Here is a 17,501-nt window from a genome sequence, read left to right on the forward strand (position 1 = left end):
TAGCAGCTGCCGAAGGCTGCGTCGGGTTGCGAAGCGACCCCGGCATTCCGAAACGGAAAGAAGGTCCTTCGGCCCTTAACGCAGCCTGCGGCAGCTGCTACATAGGTTATTTACTTGCCGGTGATCATCGGCAGGTTCAGGCCCTGCTCCTTGGCGCAATCGATCGCAATCTGATAACCCGCATCGGCGTGACGCATCACTCCGGTCGCCGGGTCGTTGTGCAGCACGCGAGCAATTCGCTCGGCCGCTTCGTCAGTACCGTCGCACACAATCACCATGCCCGAGTGCTGGGAGAAGCCCATGCCGACGCCGCCGCCGTGGTGCAGGGAAACCCAGGTCGCGCCGCTGGCGGTGTTCAACAGCGCGTTGAGCAGAGGCCAGTCGGACACGGCGTCGGAACCGTCCTGCATCGATTCGGTTTCGCGGTTCGGGCTGGCAACAGAGCCGGAATCCAGGTGATCACGACCGATTACGATCGGCGCCGACAGCTCGCCACTACGCACCATTTCGTTGAATGCCAGGCCCAGCTTGGCGCGCAAGCCCAGGCCAACCCAGCAGATACGCGCCGGCAAACCCTGGAAGCTGATGCGTTCGCGCGCCATGTCCAACCAGTTGTGCAGGTGGGCGTCGTCTGGGATCAATTCCTTGACCTTCGCGTCGGTCTTGTAAATGTCTTGCGGGTCGCCCGACAGCGCCGCCCAGCGGAACGGGCCGATGCCACGGCAGAACAGCGGACGAATATAGGCCGGTACGAAACCAGGGAAGTCGAAGGCGTTTTCCACGCCCTCTTCCTGGGCCATCTGGCGGATGTTGTTGCCGTAGTCGAAGGTTGGAATGCCTTGCTTCTGGAATTCGAGCATCGCTTTCACGTGCACGGCCATCGACTGCTTGGCGGCCTTGACCACGGCAGCAGGCTCGGTCTTGGCGCGAGCGCGGTACTCTTCCCAAGTCCAACCGGCTGGCAGGTAACCATTGAGCGGATCGTGGGCGCTGGTCTGGTCGGTGACCATGTCCGGACGCACACCGCGACGCACCAGTTCCGGCAGGATTTCCGCCGCGTTGCCCAGCAGCGCGATGGAAATCGCCTTGCCTTCCTTGGTGTACTTGTCGATACGCGCCAGCGCGTCGTCGAGGTCTGTGGCTTGCTCATCGACGTAGCGGCTGTTCAGGCGGAAATCGATGCTCACCTGCTGGCATTCGATGTTCAGCGAGCAGGCGCCAGCCAGAGTCGCGGCTAGCGGTTGAGCGCCGCCCATGCCGCCCAGGCCCGCAGTCAGCACCCAACGACCTTTGAGGTCATCGTTGTAGTGTTGGCGACCGGCTTCGACGAAGGTTTCGTAGGTGCCCTGGACGATGCCCTGACTGCCGATGTAGATCCAGCTGCCGGCAGTCATCTGGCCGTACATGGCCAGGCCTTTGGCGTCGAGTTCGTTGAAGTGTTCCCAGCTCGCCCAGTGTGGCACCAGGTTGGAGTTGGCGATCAGGACGCGCGGAGCATTGGTGTGGGTCTTGAACACGCCGACCGGCTTGCCGGATTGCACCAGCAGGGTCTCGTCGTCGTTCAGGTTGGTCAGGCTTTCGACGATCTTGTCGTAGCACTCCCAGTTACGTGCCGCACGACCGATACCACCGTAAACCACCAATTCTTTGGGGTTCTCGGCGACTTCCGGGTCGAGGTTGTTCATCAACATGCGCAGCGGTGCTTCAGTCAGCCAGCTCTTGGCGGTCAGCTTGTTACCGCGGGCGGCACGGATTTCTACGTCACGAAACTTAGTGGTTTTGTTGTCAGTCACGAAAAAGACTCCTCAGCGATCAATTCAAACCAACCCTGGCAGTGGGCAAGCCAGCCTGTGCGCGTCGTTGCGCCACAAGCGAATCAGTGGACGCGGCGAGGAGTCTCGATCGACTCATACGCATACGTCTTTACTTGTACATACAAGCATATGCAATCGAGCGGCCAACTTGTTGGATGGGTATTCAAGAAAACTTCGTGAAGGGCTGGGAGGCCTGTAGATCAAGGGTTTTGACGCGCATGAAATTTTTTCGGGGAATTTGAGCGCACGCGGGAGGGCTGTTACTGGAGCGCGGTTTTGCGCCACGCTGGGGCGTTCGGTAACAAAGTGGTGCGCGTTTTGGAACGTCGGAAAGCAAAAAATCGCAGCCTTCGGCAGCTCCTACGATGAGATGGCGTACACCCGTAGGAGCTGTCGAGTGAAACGAGGCTGCGATCTTTTAAAAACTTTATATCAGCGTGCAGTCAGCTCGATCACACAGCAGGGGCCAGTACTGCAAACTTCCAGCAGACCGGCATTGCCATCAACTTGCAGGCAATCATGGCGGCCTAATTGCTGGGCACTGTTACCGACTTTCACTTCTAATGCGTCAGTGACACTGAACACCAGCACAGTCTGCGCCGAACTGAAAAACCGTTGCTCGCCGTCCAGCCACTGCAGCCGCGCGTCGTAACGCTGCGGAGCATAAATCAGGTTGAAATCGCGGATCGGGCCGCCGAGCAATGTACAGGACACCTGGCTCTCGCCACTGAAAGCAAATGGGTTCAGCGGTAACAATGCAGGCGTGTCCTGGCCGTCGACGCGCAACGTCATGCCATCGCCCTGCAGTACGGTAATCACCCGTTGATAACCGGCGAACGTGGAAAAGCCGCCCGATTCGCCAATATCGGCAATCGACAGGCGCCAGCCGAAACCATCCAGGCCATCGCCAGCGTCGCGGGTAATTTCCTCAGTACTGCCGCCGCCGTTTTTCCACGGCATGCGCGGGTAGTCTTTGGCGCGTAAAACCTGTGTTTTCATTTATGAAAGCGTCCTTCCAGACGATGACGGGAACCCGGGTGGATCAGGCGCGCTGCAGTCACCGGCTGGCGGCCGGACCACGTACGCCGGCGAATCAGCAGGCACGGCTCGCCCTTCTCGATTTGCAGTAACTTGCATTCGCTGGCTTCAGCCAGAATCGCCTCCACCACGTGCTCGCCTTCGGTCAGCGGTGCAACCTGGTTCAGGTAGGCGTAAGGCGTTTGCAGGGTGAAGTCTTGCTTGAGGTAATCCGGAGCCACCAGCGCGTTGACGAAACGGTCTTCGATCTGCACCGGAATATCATTTTCGAAGTGCACGATCAGCGAATGGAAGACCTTCTGGCCTTCGCGCATGTCCAGCGCCAGGGCGCGCTCGGAGCCGGCCGCTTCCTCTTCGAGGGTGATCACCTTGCAGGTGTGACGATGGCCGCGAGAGGCGATTTCGTCGGCGATGTTGTGCACTTCAAACAGCGCCGACTGGCTTTTCGGCTCGGCGACGAACGTGCCCACGCCCTGCATGCGCACCAACAGACCGTCAGCGGTCATTTCGCGCAGGGCACGGTTGATGGTCATTCGGCTGAAACCCAGTTGGCTGACCAGTTCGCTTTCCGACGGCACCCGGTAGTGCGGCGGCCAGTTACCACTGTCGATTTGCTGGGTGATCATCTGTTTGACGCGGGCGTACAAGGGCGCCGGACTGTCGCCCATGTTCGCGGCCAACGGAGAGACTGCAGGCGGAGTCGGCACGGTTAATCCTTGTTCGTCTGGAAGAGATTGCTAGCTTGCCGGAGTTTACCGGGCAGGCAAACGTCTGTATATGTATATACAAATAACACACGATGGGGTGCTGAACCATGTCCGCCTTCTTTGCCGAACGCGCGCTGCTGCCTAATGGATGGGCCAATGATGTACGTCTTGAGGTCAGCGCCGATGGCGTGCTGACCCTTGTCCAGGCCGATTCTCATGCAGATGGCGCCGAACGGATAAAGGGGCCGCTGCTCCCGGGCATGCCGAATTTGCACTCCCATGCTTTCCAGCGGGCGATGGCCGGGCTGGCGGAAGTGGCAGGCAACCCGAACGACAGTTTCTGGACCTGGCGCGACCTGATGTACCGTCTCGTCGGAAAAATCAGCCCGGACCAACTCGGCGTGATCGCCCGGCAGCTGTACATCGAGATGCTCAAGGCCGGTTATACCTCGGTCGCTGAATTTCATTATGTGCACCACGACACCAGCGGCCAGGCGTATGCCGACCCTGCCGAGCTGGCGCTGCGCGTCAGCCAGGCCGCGTCTTCCGCCGGCATCGGCCTGACCTTGCTGCCGGTGCTCTACAGCCATTCCGGCTTCGGTGGCCAAGCGCCCAACGACGGTCAGCGCCGCTTTATCAACAGCACTGAAAACTACCTCAAGCTGCAGTCGCGCCTGCAGCCGATTCTGGCTGGGCAACCGGCGCAGTCCCTGGGTTTGTGTTTCCATTCGTTGCGCGCTGTCACGCCGGAGCAAATCAGTGAAGTACTGGCGGCCAGCGACAAACAGTGCCCCGTACACATTCACATCGCCGAACAGCAGAAGGAGGTCGATGACTGCCTGAACTGGAGCGGTCGCCGACCTCTGCAATGGCTGTATGAGAACACCGAAGTGGATGAGCGCTGGTGCCTGGTCCACGCCACCCACGCCAACGCGGAAGAAGTCACGCTGATGGCCAGAAGTCGCGCTATTGCGGGCCTGTGCCTGACCACTGAAGCCAACCTGGGTGACGGGATTTTCCCGGCGGTGGATTTCCTCGCTCAGGGCGGACGCATGGGTATCGGCTCCGACAGCCACGTTTCATTGAGCGTGGTGGAGGAGTTGCGTTGGCTGGAATATGGCCAGCGCCTGCGTGACCAGCGGCGCAATCGACTGTATGGCGCGGATCAACCGATGGTTGGCCGCACGCTCTATGACGCCGCGCTGGACGGCGGGGCGCAGGCGCTGGGGCAGCCGATTGGCGCACTGGAAGTTGGCAAGCGTGCAGACTGGCTGGTGCTGGACGGCAGCGACCCGTATCTGGCAACGGCCAGCGGTGACGCAATTCTCAACCGTTGGCTGTTCGCTGGCGGCGATCGCCAGGTGCGCGATGTGCTGGTCAATGGCCAGTGGGTCGTGCGCGACGGGCATCATGGCGCAGAAGAAGAAAGCAACCGCGCGTTCACCCAGGTCCTGCGCGATCTGCTCGGTTAAAAGCAAAAGATCGCAGCCTTCGGCAGCTCCTACAGGGATCGAGTGATTCTGTAGGAGCTGCCGAAGGCTGCGATCTTTCTTTCAACCCCACCGCTAGTTCGAGGTCTTGGCCATCTGCGTGTCCGACGCACGCCAGATCAATCGTGTAGTGTCATAACCCTGCTGACGCGCCTTGCTCAGCAGTTCTTCCCGCACGACGCCATTGACCGTCGGAGTACGTGCCAGCAACCACAGATAACGCCGGCTCGGATCGCCGACGATCGCCGTCTTGTAGTCATCGCTGACATACAGTACCCAGTACTCGCCCTTCGCTACACCCGGCAGCAAGCGGGAAAACCAGTTGTCGAACTCGACCCACAACTTGTCAGTCTTGCCAGGCACCTGCGGCCAGGCCGTACCCTTGGCTTCCTCCCACTGCCAATCCGCCGTCAGGCAGCGGTTCAGCACCAGCACATTACCGTCGGGCTTGAGGGTGTAATGGGCTTCGGATTGCGCACAGTTGCGCTGGAAATACATCGGCAGGCGTGCCAGCTCATACCAGGTGCCCTGATACTTCTTCAGGTTGACGCTATTGACGGTTTTCGGCGCCAACGAATCATCGCCAGAAGTGGCGCAGCCGGCCAATACCAGGCCAGCTAAAAGTACAAATAATAACCGCTTCATTGTTTTTCTCCCGCGGGCGCGATGCCCCGGTTTACTTCAGGCCTTGGCCAGAAAACATCAACACTTTGTCACCGGCGTACTGCACGCTGATAAAGCTGTTCTTGTCGCCCCAGGTGCAACTGGACATGCCGAGCGCGCCGGAGCAATCGGCGGGTTTACCGAGCAAGGATTCAACCTCGGCCTTGGGCATGCCGGCGGACAGCTTCGAATAGTTTTCCTGATTGACCTTGCTGCATGCGGCCAACAACACGCAGAACGAAAGCAGGGCGATAGAGCGCAGCGACATGGTGTAGCTCCTGGGGCGAAGGGGGTTGGCATGGCTGCCAAGCAGAAGCTTAGAAGAGAAAACCCCATTCTGGTTCCCCGGCCTACGGGCTATTTATCAGGCCACTCGTCTGGCATATGCCGAAAAATCAGCAACTTTGCGGTCCCATCCCACATTTCATCGATTTTGCGCCGTAACGCCTAATCTTTGGCGCTGCCCGGTCGACACATCATGTAGGAGCGAGCTCGCTCCAACACTAGCCCCCTCCGCGGTAGCTCACTTAATGACCAGAAACATGAAGTTCAGCCACAAGATCCTGCTGGCTGCTGCCCTCGTGGTGGCCGTTGCATTCGCCTGTTTCATCCTGTTCAACGATTACCGCCAGCGCCAGACCCTGCGCAGCAGTACCGAAGCGTCGATGCAGGAACTGGGCAGCCTGACCACGAGCAATATTCAGACCTGGCTGGAAAGCCGCATTCAGTTGCTGCAATCCTTGTCCCAGCAGATCGCCGTGGACGGCAGCGCGCCGGCCAGTCTCAAGCGCGCCATCGACCTGCCGGCCTATACCAGCAACTTCCAGCTGAGCTATTTCGGTGGCAGTGACGGTGTGATGTTTTCGGTCCCGGCCGGAAATCGCGCGGCCGACTACGATCCCCGCGCCCGTGGCTGGTACAAAGCGGCCAACAGCGCACAACAGACAGTCGTCACCGAACCCTACATCGCTGCTTCCTCGGGCAAACTGGTGATCACGGTCGCGACGCCCGTGCAGCGTCAGGGCCAGATGATTGGCGTCGCCGGGGCAGACATTGACCTGTCCAGCGTCAGCGCGATCATCAACTCGCTGAACTTCGGTGGCCACGGCCATGCATTCATCGTCAGCGCCGACGGCAAGATCCTGATCCACCCAGACAGCAAATTTGTCCTCAAGAGCCTGGCAGACGCTTACCCGAGTGGCGCACCCACCGTCAGCCCGGGGATGAAAGAGGTCGAGATCGACGGCAAAAGCCAGTTCATCTCCTTCACTCACGTCAACGGCGTGCCGTCGGCAGACTGGTATGTGGCACTGGTGCTCGACCAGGAAACTGCATTCTCGATGCTCAGCGAATTCCGCACCTCGGCGATCATTGCCATGGTGATTGCGGTAGTGATCATCATTGCGCTGCTGGGCATGCTCATCAGCTTCCTGATGCAACCGCTGCTGACCATGGGCCGCGCCATGCACGACATCGCCGAAGGTGAAGGCGACCTGACCAAACGCCTGACCATCCACGGCCACGATGAATTCGGCGCGCTGGGCACTTCGTTCAACCGTTTCGTGGAGCGTATTCATACTTCGATCACTGAAGTGGCATCCGCCACCGGCCAGGTCAATGAAGTCGCCCTGCGCGTAGTGGCAGCGTCGAACTCATCGATGTTCAATTCCGACCAGCAAGCGTCGCGCACCAGCAGCGTGGCGGCGGCGATCAACGAACTGGGCGCCGCCGCCCAGGAAATCGCGCAGAACGCCGCGCTTGCCTCGCAACATTCGAGCGATGCCCGGGCCTTGGCCGAAGATGGCCAGCAGGTCGTCGACAAGACCATCGCCGCGATGCAGCAGCTGTCGGCGAAGATCAGCGATTCCTGCGGCAACATTGAAACGCTCAACAGCAATACGGTGAACATCGGGCAGATCCTGGAGGTGATCACCAGCATCTCCCAGCAGACCAACTTGCTGGCCCTGAACGCGGCCATCGAAGCAGCCCGTGCCGGTGAGGCCGGGCGTGGGTTTGCCGTGGTCGCCGATGAGGTTCGCAACCTGGCACACCGCACTCAGGACTCGGCGCAGCAAGTGCAGAAGATGATCGAGGAACTGCAGGTCGGCGCCCGGGAAGCGGTGAGCACCATGACCGACAGCCAGCGCCAGAGCGAAAGCAGCGTTGGCATCGCCAACCAGGCCGGCGAACGGCTTGGCAGCGTGACTCAGCGCATTGGCGAGATCGATGGGATGAACCAGTCGGTAGCGACGGCCACTGAAGAGCAGACGGCCGTGGTGGAGTCGATCAATGTCGACATTACCGAGATCAATATGTTGAACCAGGAAGGGGTGGAGAATTTGCAGTCGACGTTGCGGGCTTGCTCGGACTTGGAGCAGCAGGCGGCGCGGTTGAAGCAGTTGGTGGGTAGCTTCAGGATTTAAGCCGCTTATCGGGCCTCATCGCGAGCAGGCTCACTCCTACGGGGGATTTGGGAACACCATAAATCCCCCGTAGGAGTGAGCCTGCTCGCGATGGCGGCATCAACTACAACAATTATCTAGAACCTTGAGCCAGGCTCCGAAAGAAACTCCAGCTCTTCAACCGTAGACTCCCTCCCCAACACCGCATTCCGGTGTGGAAACCGCCCAAACCGCGCAATCACTCGCTGATGCTTCTCGGCGTAATCCAGGTAGTCGGCAAACAGCGCTCGATCCGCCTCGGGCTGTTGCGCCAGAAGCTCGATGTAGCGGGAAACCGCCTCGTTCTGTACCGCCAAATTCTCGCAATGCTCAAACACCAGGTAGATAAATACCCGCTGGATGGGCGGCAACTGACGATCGAAATCCGCAGCAATGCCCTGGGCTACCAAAGACTGGGCCCGGAGGTCGCCGGAAAAGGATTTTGGTGAATCGCGATGGATCATTCGCGGCAATTGATCGAGCAGCAGCACCAGGGCCAGCCAACCGTCGGGGCGTTGCGCCCAGTCAGTCAATCCGCCGGCCAGTGCCTGCTCGACCCAGTCCCCGAAACGCGTCAGCGCTTCGCGGTCCTGGCTGTCGTGCTTGCCGAACCATAACCGGCCCTTGTCGGCCGCTACTGCTTGCGCTGATTCGCAAGTTCCGAACCACCACTGGAGCAACGGCTGCCAGGGCGCGGTCATGGTTATTCCTTGTGGTAAGCCGTCACGCGGGCGACTTCTTCTTTCGAGCCAAGGAACACCGCTACGCGCTGGTGCAGGCCTTCAGGCTGAATGTCGAGGATGCGCTGGTGACCATCGGTGGAAGCGCCGCCAGCCTGTTCCACCAGGAACGACATCGGGTTGGCTTCATACATCAGGCGCAGTTTGCCCGGCTTCGACGGCTCACGGCTGTCACGTGGGTACATGAACAGACCGCCACGGGTCAGGATACGGTGCACATCGGCAACCATCGCGGCAACCCAGCGCATGTTGTAGTTCTTTTTCAGCGGGCCCTCATCGCCAGCCAGCAATTCGCCGACGTAACGCTGTACCGGCGCTTCCCAGTGACGCTGGTTGGAGGCGTTGATTGCGAATTCCTGGGTGCTTTCAGGAATGGTGATGTCTTCATGGGTCAAGACGAAGCTGCCCATTTCACGGTCCAGGGTAAAGCCTTTCACGCCATTGCCCAGGGTCAGCACCAGCATGGTCTGTGGACCGTAGATCGCATAACCGGCGGCAACCTGTTGAGTGCCTGGCTGCAGGAAGGCCTTTTCGTTCAAAGGCTCGTTCTGGGTCAGGTATTCGTTAGGGCAACGCAGAACCGAGAAGATCGTACCGACCGGCGCGTTGATGTCGATGTTCGACGAACCGTCCAGCGGGTCAAATACCAGCAGGTAAGCGCCTTTCGGGTATTTGCCAGGGATCTGGTAGGCATTGTCCATTTCCTCGGACGCCATGCCGGCCAGGTGACCGCCCCATTCGTTGGCTTCGAGCAGGATGTCGTTGGACATCACGTCGAGTTTCTTCTGCACTTCACCTTGGACGTTTTCAGTGCCCATGCTGCCCAGAACACCACCCAGGGCGCCTTTGGACACGGCGTGGCTGATTTCTTTACAAGCGCGCGCCACCACTTCAATCAGGAAACGCAGATCGGCAGGGGTGTTGTTGCTACGGGTCTGCTCAATCAGATAGCGACTCAGGGTAACGCGGGACATGGAAGGCTCCGGTGGAATGGGGGGCTGGAAACCCGCGCAGTTTAACGCGAGTCGGGGCGCATTTCCTCCTATCAGACGTGAGATGCCTAATAGAGTTCATGCGCGGGGTTTAGCGTAGTTCGAAACTGGCGGGGGCTGGCGGATGTTTTGTGCCGAATCTGCGAGCGCCATCGCGGGCAAGCCTTGCTCCCACAAACTACAAGGCACCTCCCTGTAGGAGCAAAGCTTGCTCGTGATTCGGCGCGCAGCGTCGGGCATTCTCAGGAGTTCGCAGGCGGTTTGCGCAGCAGGCTGAACGCCATCGCCGCCAGAAACACCACACTCAACAGCAACACGCCCCACAGCCCGAATTTTTTCCAATTGGTGGCAGCCGTGGCAGCGGCGGTGACCGTCGAAGTCGGTGCCACAACCGCCCCGCCATCCACCGATGCCTTGCCCAGGGCCGCGTATTTTTGCGCACTGTAATCCGGGATCAGCGTCGACAATGGCAGGTTCGCCGCCTTGGCCGTGGCACTCCCCAGCGCCAACGTATAGGGCCCGGTTCCCCGCGCCAGGAACACCAGCTGCGTGGAGCGCACGGCAAATTTCAGGGTCGGCGCCTGCGCGCCCAGACCACCGCCCCGTTCGTCGACGACCAGTTTCAACTGCTGCACGATCTGCCCCGGCAACGGCAATTCGTTTTGCAGCACATCCTGGCCATTCTGGCTCAGGCGATACAGCAAACCGCTGCTCAGCGGCTGCCAGGGCAGGCTGCTTTCCCGACGTCCGGACAAGGTCACCGGCGCCAGGCTGTTGGCCTGGTCTAACTCGACCTGGATGCGCTCCACGTTCAGCGCTGTTGGCAACTGCCAGATGTACTCACCCGCCTTGGCACTGCTGGCCCCCAACGGCTGCGACCACACCAACGGCAGTGGCAGGCTGTGCCGGCTGGCGCTTTCCAGTTGTGCCGAGGTCAAGGCAGGCGCCGATTGCCCAGCATTCCAGAGCAGGCGCAGGTAACGCGCCGGTTGACCCGGCAACCCGACTTCATGCTGCTCCACCCGCTCGTCGGCAAAGGTCAGGCGAGCCACCTGCCCTTCTCCCCAGGACTGCCAATGCTGCAAGTCGTCGCTGGCTTCGATGGTGAAGCGCTGAAAGCCGTCGCGTTCGCTGGTCCAGTCGAGGATCAACTGCTGCAGGGGCGCCTTGATCCCGCTGGCGTCCAGCAACCAGCCGCGCAGTATCTCTTCGCCCGCTTCGAGTTGACTGGACGGCTGCACTTCCACCAGCGTGCCGTTAACGCTCGACTGCACCTTCACATCCGGCGCGCGCTCGGTGGAGTCGGCTGAGGAGTAGAGCGCAAACCACTTCACGTCGGTGAGTACACGCTTCTCGCTGGTCTGCGCCGATTCCCGAGCCAGCGCGTAGGCCTGGGGCTCACCTGCGGCATTGAAGACCCGCAGATCCGCAAGATCGGTCTGCCGTGCATTCAATTGCACGTCCAAGGGTAATTCCAGGCGATACCACGGACCCTCGCCGCTAATGGACAACGGCACCTGAATATTGAAGTCAGACGGTTTTTCCTGGGCGCCGGCCGACAGCGTCACACCTAACGCAATAGCGCCCAACCAAAACAGGCTCAGCTTCTGACTCAAGACGACACTCCTTCGGATTGCGGGGCCGGTTTATCCGCCTCCGCTGCAGCTTCGGTGCGCTTGGGCGGCAGCGGGGCAAAATAACCCACCACCAGCAGCAACACCCCTACTCCAATAAACGACACGATCCGCGCCAGCCCGCCGCGGTTGCTCAGCTCGACAAAAAACAGCTTGGCAACCACCACGCCGATCAGCGCGGCGCCGATCAACCAGACCTCGCGACGATGACGCAGGTGCCCCCCAATCATCAGGCTCAAGGCCATCAAGGTCCAGATGATCGACAGCCCGGCCTGCACCAGCATCGACTCGAGCAATGCATCCAGCTGGAACGGCACGCCTGCCCAATGATGGGCGGTACGCATCACCAACCAGGTGAAGAAGGAGAATAGCGATACTCCGGCGATCAATTGCGCGGCCCGCTCGAAGTAATGCTTGCGGATCGCCAGTTGCGCCACGGCACTGCGCGCCCAGATGAATACGCCGAACAGCGCAAACAACAGGCCCAACTCCAGGGGATTGAGCAACGGCACGTAGGGCAAGGGGTCAGCCGTACCGTCGCTGACCAGGTTCGCCAGCCAGAACCAGCCAAGCATCAGCAACGCCAGGGGCGCGGCTGCATAGACCCGGTACTCGCGCGGATAAGCCGCCACCGGCCATGGCCAACTGCGTGGTGCCGCCATCAGCACCAGATAGACGCTCGGCAGAATCGCCCAACCCAGCCAGCGCCAGGCGTTGTATTGCTCGGACAACAGCAACAGGGCATAACGCAGCTCCAGGGCCAGCACGCCGATCAGCAGCCAGCAGCCGAGCACATGGGCGATGCTGAGCGCGCGCTGGGGCACCAGCGCAGCCAGGCGCCGCAGCGAGATGAAATGCACGGCAAACACTGCGGCCCAGACCAGCCAGCCAAAATTGGCCGCCGGGTGAAAACGCCCATGCAGCGCGCCCAGCAGCACCAGGGCGGCAGCGGGGATCAGCGAGAGACAGAGCAAACCCAGCGCTGCCCATTGCAGGCGCAAAGCAAGCACGGTCGACAGTGCGATACTCGCCGCCAGGGCAGCCAGCAGCAAAGTCGCCTGCACATCCACCGCCGCGAAACGCAGGATTTCCATACTCCATGCAATCGCCCACCAACCTGCACCCCACACCAGCAACACGTCGGACAAACGCGTCAGGCTGAGCCCCTCGAACCCAGCAGCGTGACTGTCGAGCTGCAGGCGCCAAGCCCCGACAAACGCGGCCACGCCCAGTACCAGCGGCGTCCAAAAACCGGCATGCGCCAGCAGACGCAGGCCCTCGCTGGCGAACTGAGCGTAAATTCCCGCGCCCGACAGCGCAAACGCGACGCCACCCAGCAACTGCACGGCGAACGCCGTGTAAAGGAAAGTGCGCGACTGCAGGCGCAGGCCAGCGAACAAAGTCGCCAGGCCGGCCAACGCCCAGCTGATCGCCGTGCCCTGGACGAGGAAGAACATCGGCGCCAACAGGTAGAGGAAGATCAGGCCCAGGCACGCCAGCACCGGCAGCCCCTGGCGCTCCCAGGACGACGTGTGCGCAGCAGGCGCTGTGCGCAACTGATGGAAGCTGAACAACAGCGCTACGCCCAGCATCAGCGCGCCCAGGGCAGAGCCTTCGAGCAAACTGCTGTCACCGAAGCGCAGCTCGCTGAGAAACATCAGCGCCGAACCCAGCTGCAAGAGCAAGGCAAAGGCGCGAGCCAGCGTTCGCTGTTGACGCAGGCCAAGCCAGAGGATCCCGGCACCCTCAATGGCCCAGGCAGCAGACGTCCAACGCGCATCCAGCCCCAGGGGAATCGCCAGGCTGGTGAAGATCACGCCAAGTGCCAGACAGGTTTCCGCCAACAGCAACGCACGACCACTCATCAGCCATCGCGCCAGGCCCATGTAGATAATGCCCAGCACCAGCGCACTGAACGCAGCGGCGAATTCCAGGTGCTGTACCAGCACGAACTGCAGGCCAAAGCCCACCAGTGGCGGCCCGAACAGCAGGGAACCGTCAACGTAATCGCCCTTGCGCGCCGACCAGCGCAACAGCGCGTCGCGACTGTCGTCCTCGGGGGCGTCGCTCATCTCCAGCAATTTTCGGCGGGCGAACAGCAGGCCGATCGCCAGGTACATGAGGAAGAACAGGATCAGGAACGGTTCGGTACTCCACAACAGTTCTGGCGTGTAGGAACGCAAACCCCATGCGAAGCCGATGCCGAAGGTGCCCACGAAGCCGATCACGTTAAGCAACCGCCAGGCCTTGAACCAGGCAATGGCCAGAATGCCCGCGTTGAGCAGCGCGAAGTAGCTGAACAGCGCAACGTGGCTGCCGGCGCCAGTCGAGGTCAGGAGGGGCGCAGCAAAACCGCACAGTGCCGCAGCGGCGGCCAGGCCGAGGGAATCCTGGGTGATGGCGAGAATCGCGGAAAATACCGTTACGGCTACCAGCAAACCCAAGGCCGCCGTCGGATCCAGCAGCGGATGCAGGCGCATCGCGGCGAACACCGTGAGGTACAGCACCCCGATCCCGGCACCCTGCAATATCAGCGCGTAGTCATTGTTGCGGGTGCGCAGCCACCATCCCAGGCCGAGCAGGCCCAACGCAGCCGCTGCGACCCCGGCGTATCGCAGTTCGATTGGCACTACCATGCCTTCAGTAGCGTACCGCAACAGGAACGCCAGCCCGAGGAACAGCAGCACCACGCCGACACGCAACACTGTGTTGCCCCCGAACAACCAGGCACGAGCGCCTTCGATGGCTCGTTCGAGCAGATTCGGGCCACGTGGGCTCGCCGGTTCCTGGGGTGCGCGGGCAGTCGGTTCGGGTCTCCAGGCGTCGACGGGCAGCGGACGAACGGCTTCGGAGGCCGCAGCGGCAGTTGGTTGGAGCTCGGGGGGAAGCTCCCAGACCAGTTCCGGGGATTCGACAGGAATGTCGTCGAGAATGAATTCAGGTGCAGCTTCAGGGACTGAAGGCGCCTTGGTGCCGGACGTTTCGAGCGAAGCCAGGCGTTGTTGCAGCGCCATCAGCTCGATTTGCGTCTTCTGCAGCAGCAGCTGTTGCGCCGAGGCTTGCGAGTCCAACTTCCCGAGGCGAATGGCCTGACCGATACCCAGGCCGAGCAATGCGCCCAACAGCGCGTCGCCGAACGACTCGTCGAGCACCCAGCCGAGCACCAGCCCTATGAGCATGAACATCCATTGCATGGTCGATATCCCTAAGCGCAGTGGCCAATCCGGGAAGATTAGCGCAGCCCGACATGAAAAGATCGCAGCCTTCGGCAGCGGCTACAGAGGAATGTGTCGCCCTGTAGGAGCTGCCGAAGGCTGCGATCTTTCCGGCGCCATTATATCGAGCCGGGCGCAGACTTACTCCAACGCTTTCCAGATATCCGTGGCGTACTCGCGAATTGTCCGGTCGGACGAGAACCAGCCCATGCGCGAGGTATTCAACACCGCAGACCGCCACCACTCGTTCGAATCATGCCAGTGCGCCTCGACGCGCATCTGCGCGTCCCAGTAGGAGTCGAAATCGGCGCAGACCAGGAAGCGGTCGTAGTCGATCAGCGAATCGATCAGGCCCGCATAACGCGACGGATCATCCGGCGAGAACACTCCGCCGCGAATTGCCTGCAATACGTCGTTGAGTCGGTGAGAGGCCGCGATGTCCGGTGTCGCATTGAACTCGTGGTTCTGCTTGCGCGCTTCAACCTGCTGGGCGCTGAGGCCGAAGATGAACATATGCTCGGCACCGATGCGCTCGCACATTTCCACGTTGGCGCCGTCGAGGGTGCCGATGGTCAGCGCGCCGTTCAGGCCGAACTTCATGTTGCTGGTACCTGATGCCTCGAAGCCTGCGGTGGAGATCTGCTCCGACAAGTCCGCCGCCGGAATGATGCTCTCCGCCAGGCTGACGTTGTAGTTGGGCAGGAACACTACCTTGAGCAGACCGCGCACAGTCGGGTCGTTGTTGACCACACGAGCGATGTCGTTGGTCAGCTTGATGATCAACTTGGCCTGGTGATAGCTGGCGGCAGCCTTGCCGGCGAAAATTTTCACCCGCGGTACCCAGTCGATTTCCGGCTCGGCACGAATTGCCTGATACAGCGCCACGGTGTGCAGCAGGTTGAGCAGCTGGCGTTTGTATTCGTGGATACGCTTGACCTGCACGTCGAACATCGCCGCCGGATTGACTGCAACACCCAGGCGCTCGTGAATGATGTAGGCCAGGGCTTTCTTGCTGTGCAAGCGCTGCTCGGCGAAGGCCTTGCGGAACGCGGGTTTCTCGGCGAACGGTTCCAGCTCGAGCAAGCGCTCTTCCGGGTTGTCCAGCAGGTCCGGTCCCAGGGCATCCACCAACATTGAAGTCAGCTCGGAGTTAGCCTGGTAGAGCCAGCGGCGGAAGGTGATGCCGTTGGTCTTGTTGTTGATCCGCTCCGGGTAGAGCTTGTGCAGTTCGGAGAACACGGTTTTGCGCATCAGCTGGGTGTGCAGGCCGGATACGCCATTGACGCTATGGGATCCGAGGAACGCCAGGTTCCCCATGCGCACTCGACGGCCGTTGTCTTCCTCGATCAGCGACACCGCGCGCAACACATCGAAGTCGTGAATGCCCTTGGCCCGCAGCGAGTCGATGTGCTGGGCGTTGATCAGGTAGATGATCTGCATGTGCCGCGGCAACATGCGCTCCATCAGGCCGACCGGCCAGGTTTCCAGCGCCTCGGGCAGCAGCGTGTGGTTGGTGTACGACAGCGTATCGACCGTCACCTGCCACGCGGCATCCCAGGCCACGTCATAAACGTCGACCAGCTGGCGCATCAGTTCGGCCACGGCAATCGAGGGGTGCGTATCGTTGAGCTGAATCGCCGCATGATCGCCCAGGGTCAGCACCGAGGTGTGCATATTGCGATGGCGGCGCAGCAGGTCCTGCAAGGAGGCGGCAACGAAGAAGTATTCCTGGCGCAAGCGCAGTTCCTGGCCAGCTTCGGTGCTGTCCGCGGGGTACAGGACACGGGAAATACTTTCGGCCCGGGCAACCTCGGCAACGGCGCCAAGGTGGTCACCGGCGTTGAAGCGCTCCAGGTGCAGGTCTTCCATGGCGCGGGCGCGCCACAGCCGCAGGGTGTTGACGCTCGCCCCGCGCCAGCCGACTACCGGAGTGTCGTAGGCAATGGCACGAACAGTTTCCACCGGCGTCCAGACTTGCTTGGACTTGCCGTTCTCGTCAGTCACGGTCTCGACACTGCCACCGAAGCCGATCGGGTACACCACTTCCGGGCGCTCGAACTCCCACGGGTTGCCGAAGTCCAGCCAGTGCTCGGTCTGCTCCTGCTGCCAACCATCGACGATGGCCTGGCGGAATAAGCCGTGCTCGTAACGAATCCCGTAGCCGTGACCGGCAATGCCCAGGGTCGACATGCTTTCCATGAAGCACGCCGCCAGGCGACCGAGGCCGCCGTTGCCCAGTGCCGCGTCAGGTTCGAGCAAGCGGATGCGCTCAATGTCCACACCGAGTTCCGTCATGGCTTCGCGGGCCACATCGAGCAGGCCGAGGTTGCTCAGGCTGTCGTAGAGCAAACGGCCGATGAGAAATTCCAGCGAGAGGTAATAAACGCGCTTCTGGCCTTTGCGATAGATTTGCCGAGTGTGGTCCATCCAGTGCTCGACCATATGATCGCGCGCTGCCAGGGCAATGGCTTCGAACCAGTCGTGGTCGAAGGCGTGATCCGGGTCTTTGCCCACCGCGTAGGTGAGTTTGGTCAAGACGGCGTCGCGGAATGCGGCCACCTCTGCTTCGCGAACAAGTGGTTCTTGAGTCATCGATAGGACCTCGAGCGAGCGTGGAATAGTTGAGCCTAGACGGTCTGACAGGCCGTAGAGAGTCTGGTTCGGCAGTTTTTCCCGTTAGTGCGAGATAGGTCGACATTACCTTGGCGCGTGCCGGAAAGAATGCAGGGCTCGTGCCGGATTACCGGGGCCGATGAGCCTCGCAGGA

12 protein-coding genes and 1 pseudogene are annotated in these 17,501 nt (G+C 61.0%); 3 read left to right on the forward strand and 10 right to left on the reverse strand.

All coding sequences use genetic code 11. From position 1 onward, the window contains the following. Nucleotides 1-110: 110 nt before the first annotated feature. The 3 genes from hutU to hutC all read right to left on the reverse strand — a co-directional run bounded on the left by hutU (nt 111) and on the right by hutC (nt 3,520). On the reverse strand, nt 111-1,793 hold the full coding sequence (gene hutU / locus ORL50_RS06540; protein ID WP_266011300.1) for a urocanate hydratase: 1,683 nt from the start codon (nt 1,791-1,793) through the stop codon (nt 111-113). 453 nt (nt 1,794-2,246) lie between these two features. Then, nucleotides 2,247-2,813: a HutD/Ves family protein gene (locus tag ORL50_RS06545; protein ID WP_266011302.1), complete on the reverse strand. Its 567-nt coding sequence runs from the start codon at nt 2,811-2,813 to the stop codon at nt 2,247-2,249. Then, nucleotides 2,810-3,520, reverse strand: coding sequence for a histidine utilization transcriptional repressor HutC (gene hutC / locus ORL50_RS06550; RefSeq protein ID WP_172435301.1), 711 nt, complete (start codon nt 3,518-3,520; stop codon nt 2,810-2,812). The genes ORL50_RS06545 and hutC overlap by 4 nt, the downstream gene beginning before the upstream one ends. Nucleotides 3,521-3,666: 146 nt before the next feature. Here hutC and ORL50_RS06555 point away from each other — a divergent pair, with 146 nt between their 5' ends. Beyond that, the gene (locus ORL50_RS06555) at nt 3,667-5,031 is read left to right on the forward strand and encodes a formimidoylglutamate deiminase (RefSeq protein ID WP_266011304.1); all 1,365 of its coding nucleotides are present in this window, start codon (nt 3,667-3,669) and stop codon (nt 5,029-5,031) included. 93 nt (nt 5,032-5,124) lie between these two features. Here the strand turns inward: ORL50_RS06555 and ORL50_RS06560 are convergent, their stop codons facing one another. Further along, nucleotides 5,125-5,694, reverse strand: a complete 570-nt coding sequence (locus tag ORL50_RS06560; RefSeq protein WP_266011306.1) for a lipocalin family protein — start codon at nt 5,692-5,694, stop codon at nt 5,125-5,127. Nucleotides 5,695-5,725: 31 nt separating this feature from the next. Continuing rightward, on the reverse strand, nt 5,726-5,980 hold the full coding sequence (locus ORL50_RS06565) for a hypothetical protein (RefSeq protein ID WP_266011308.1): 255 nt from the start codon (nt 5,978-5,980) through the stop codon (nt 5,726-5,728). A 274-nt stretch (nt 5,981-6,254) separates the two neighbouring features. Between ORL50_RS06565 and ORL50_RS29050 the strand changes: the two are divergent. Together ORL50_RS29050 and ORL50_RS29055 are read left to right on the forward strand one after the other, a co-directional pair. Then, nucleotides 6,255-7,277, forward strand: a pseudogene (locus ORL50_RS29050) (HAMP domain-containing protein); the annotation flags it as partial. 93 nt (nt 7,278-7,370) lie between these two features. Continuing rightward, nucleotides 7,371-8,135, forward strand: coding sequence for a methyl-accepting chemotaxis protein (locus tag ORL50_RS29055; protein ID WP_416236011.1), 765 nt, complete (start codon nt 7,371-7,373; stop codon nt 8,133-8,135). A 116-nt stretch (nt 8,136-8,251) separates the two neighbouring features. Here ORL50_RS29055 and ORL50_RS06575 read toward each other — a convergent pair whose 3' ends face one another. The 5 genes from ORL50_RS06575 to ORL50_RS06595 form a co-directional block, all read right to left on the reverse strand. After that, nucleotides 8,252-8,854 (reverse strand): DUF924 family protein, encoded by a 603-nt coding sequence (locus ORL50_RS06575; RefSeq protein WP_266011312.1) that lies wholly within the window; start codon nt 8,852-8,854, stop codon nt 8,252-8,254. Between the two features lie 2 nt (nt 8,855-8,856). Next, entirely contained in the window at nt 8,857-9,867 is a 1,011-nt protein-coding gene (locus ORL50_RS06580; RefSeq protein WP_266011314.1) for a class 1 fructose-bisphosphatase, read from the reverse strand. Between the two features lie 260 nt (nt 9,868-10,127). Continuing rightward, nucleotides 10,128-11,501 (reverse strand): DUF3999 domain-containing protein, encoded by a 1,374-nt coding sequence (locus ORL50_RS06585; protein ID WP_266011316.1) that lies wholly within the window; start codon nt 11,499-11,501, stop codon nt 10,128-10,130. Then, nucleotides 11,498-14,713 (reverse strand): DUF2339 domain-containing protein, encoded by a 3,216-nt coding sequence (locus ORL50_RS06590; protein WP_266011318.1) that lies wholly within the window; start codon nt 14,711-14,713, stop codon nt 11,498-11,500. Before ORL50_RS06590 ends, ORL50_RS06585 begins: the two co-directional genes overlap by 4 nt. 162 nt (nt 14,714-14,875) lie before the next feature. Next, nucleotides 14,876-17,326 (reverse strand): glycogen/starch/alpha-glucan phosphorylase, encoded by a 2,451-nt coding sequence (locus ORL50_RS06595; RefSeq protein WP_266011320.1) that lies wholly within the window; start codon nt 17,324-17,326, stop codon nt 14,876-14,878. Between the last annotated feature and the right edge of the window lie 175 nt (nt 17,327-17,501).

It is taken from the genome of Pseudomonas sp. RIT-562, from assembly GCF_026241895.1.
GTDB classification, from domain to species: domain Bacteria; phylum Pseudomonadota; class Gammaproteobacteria; order Pseudomonadales; family Pseudomonadaceae; genus Aquipseudomonas; species Aquipseudomonas mandelii_F.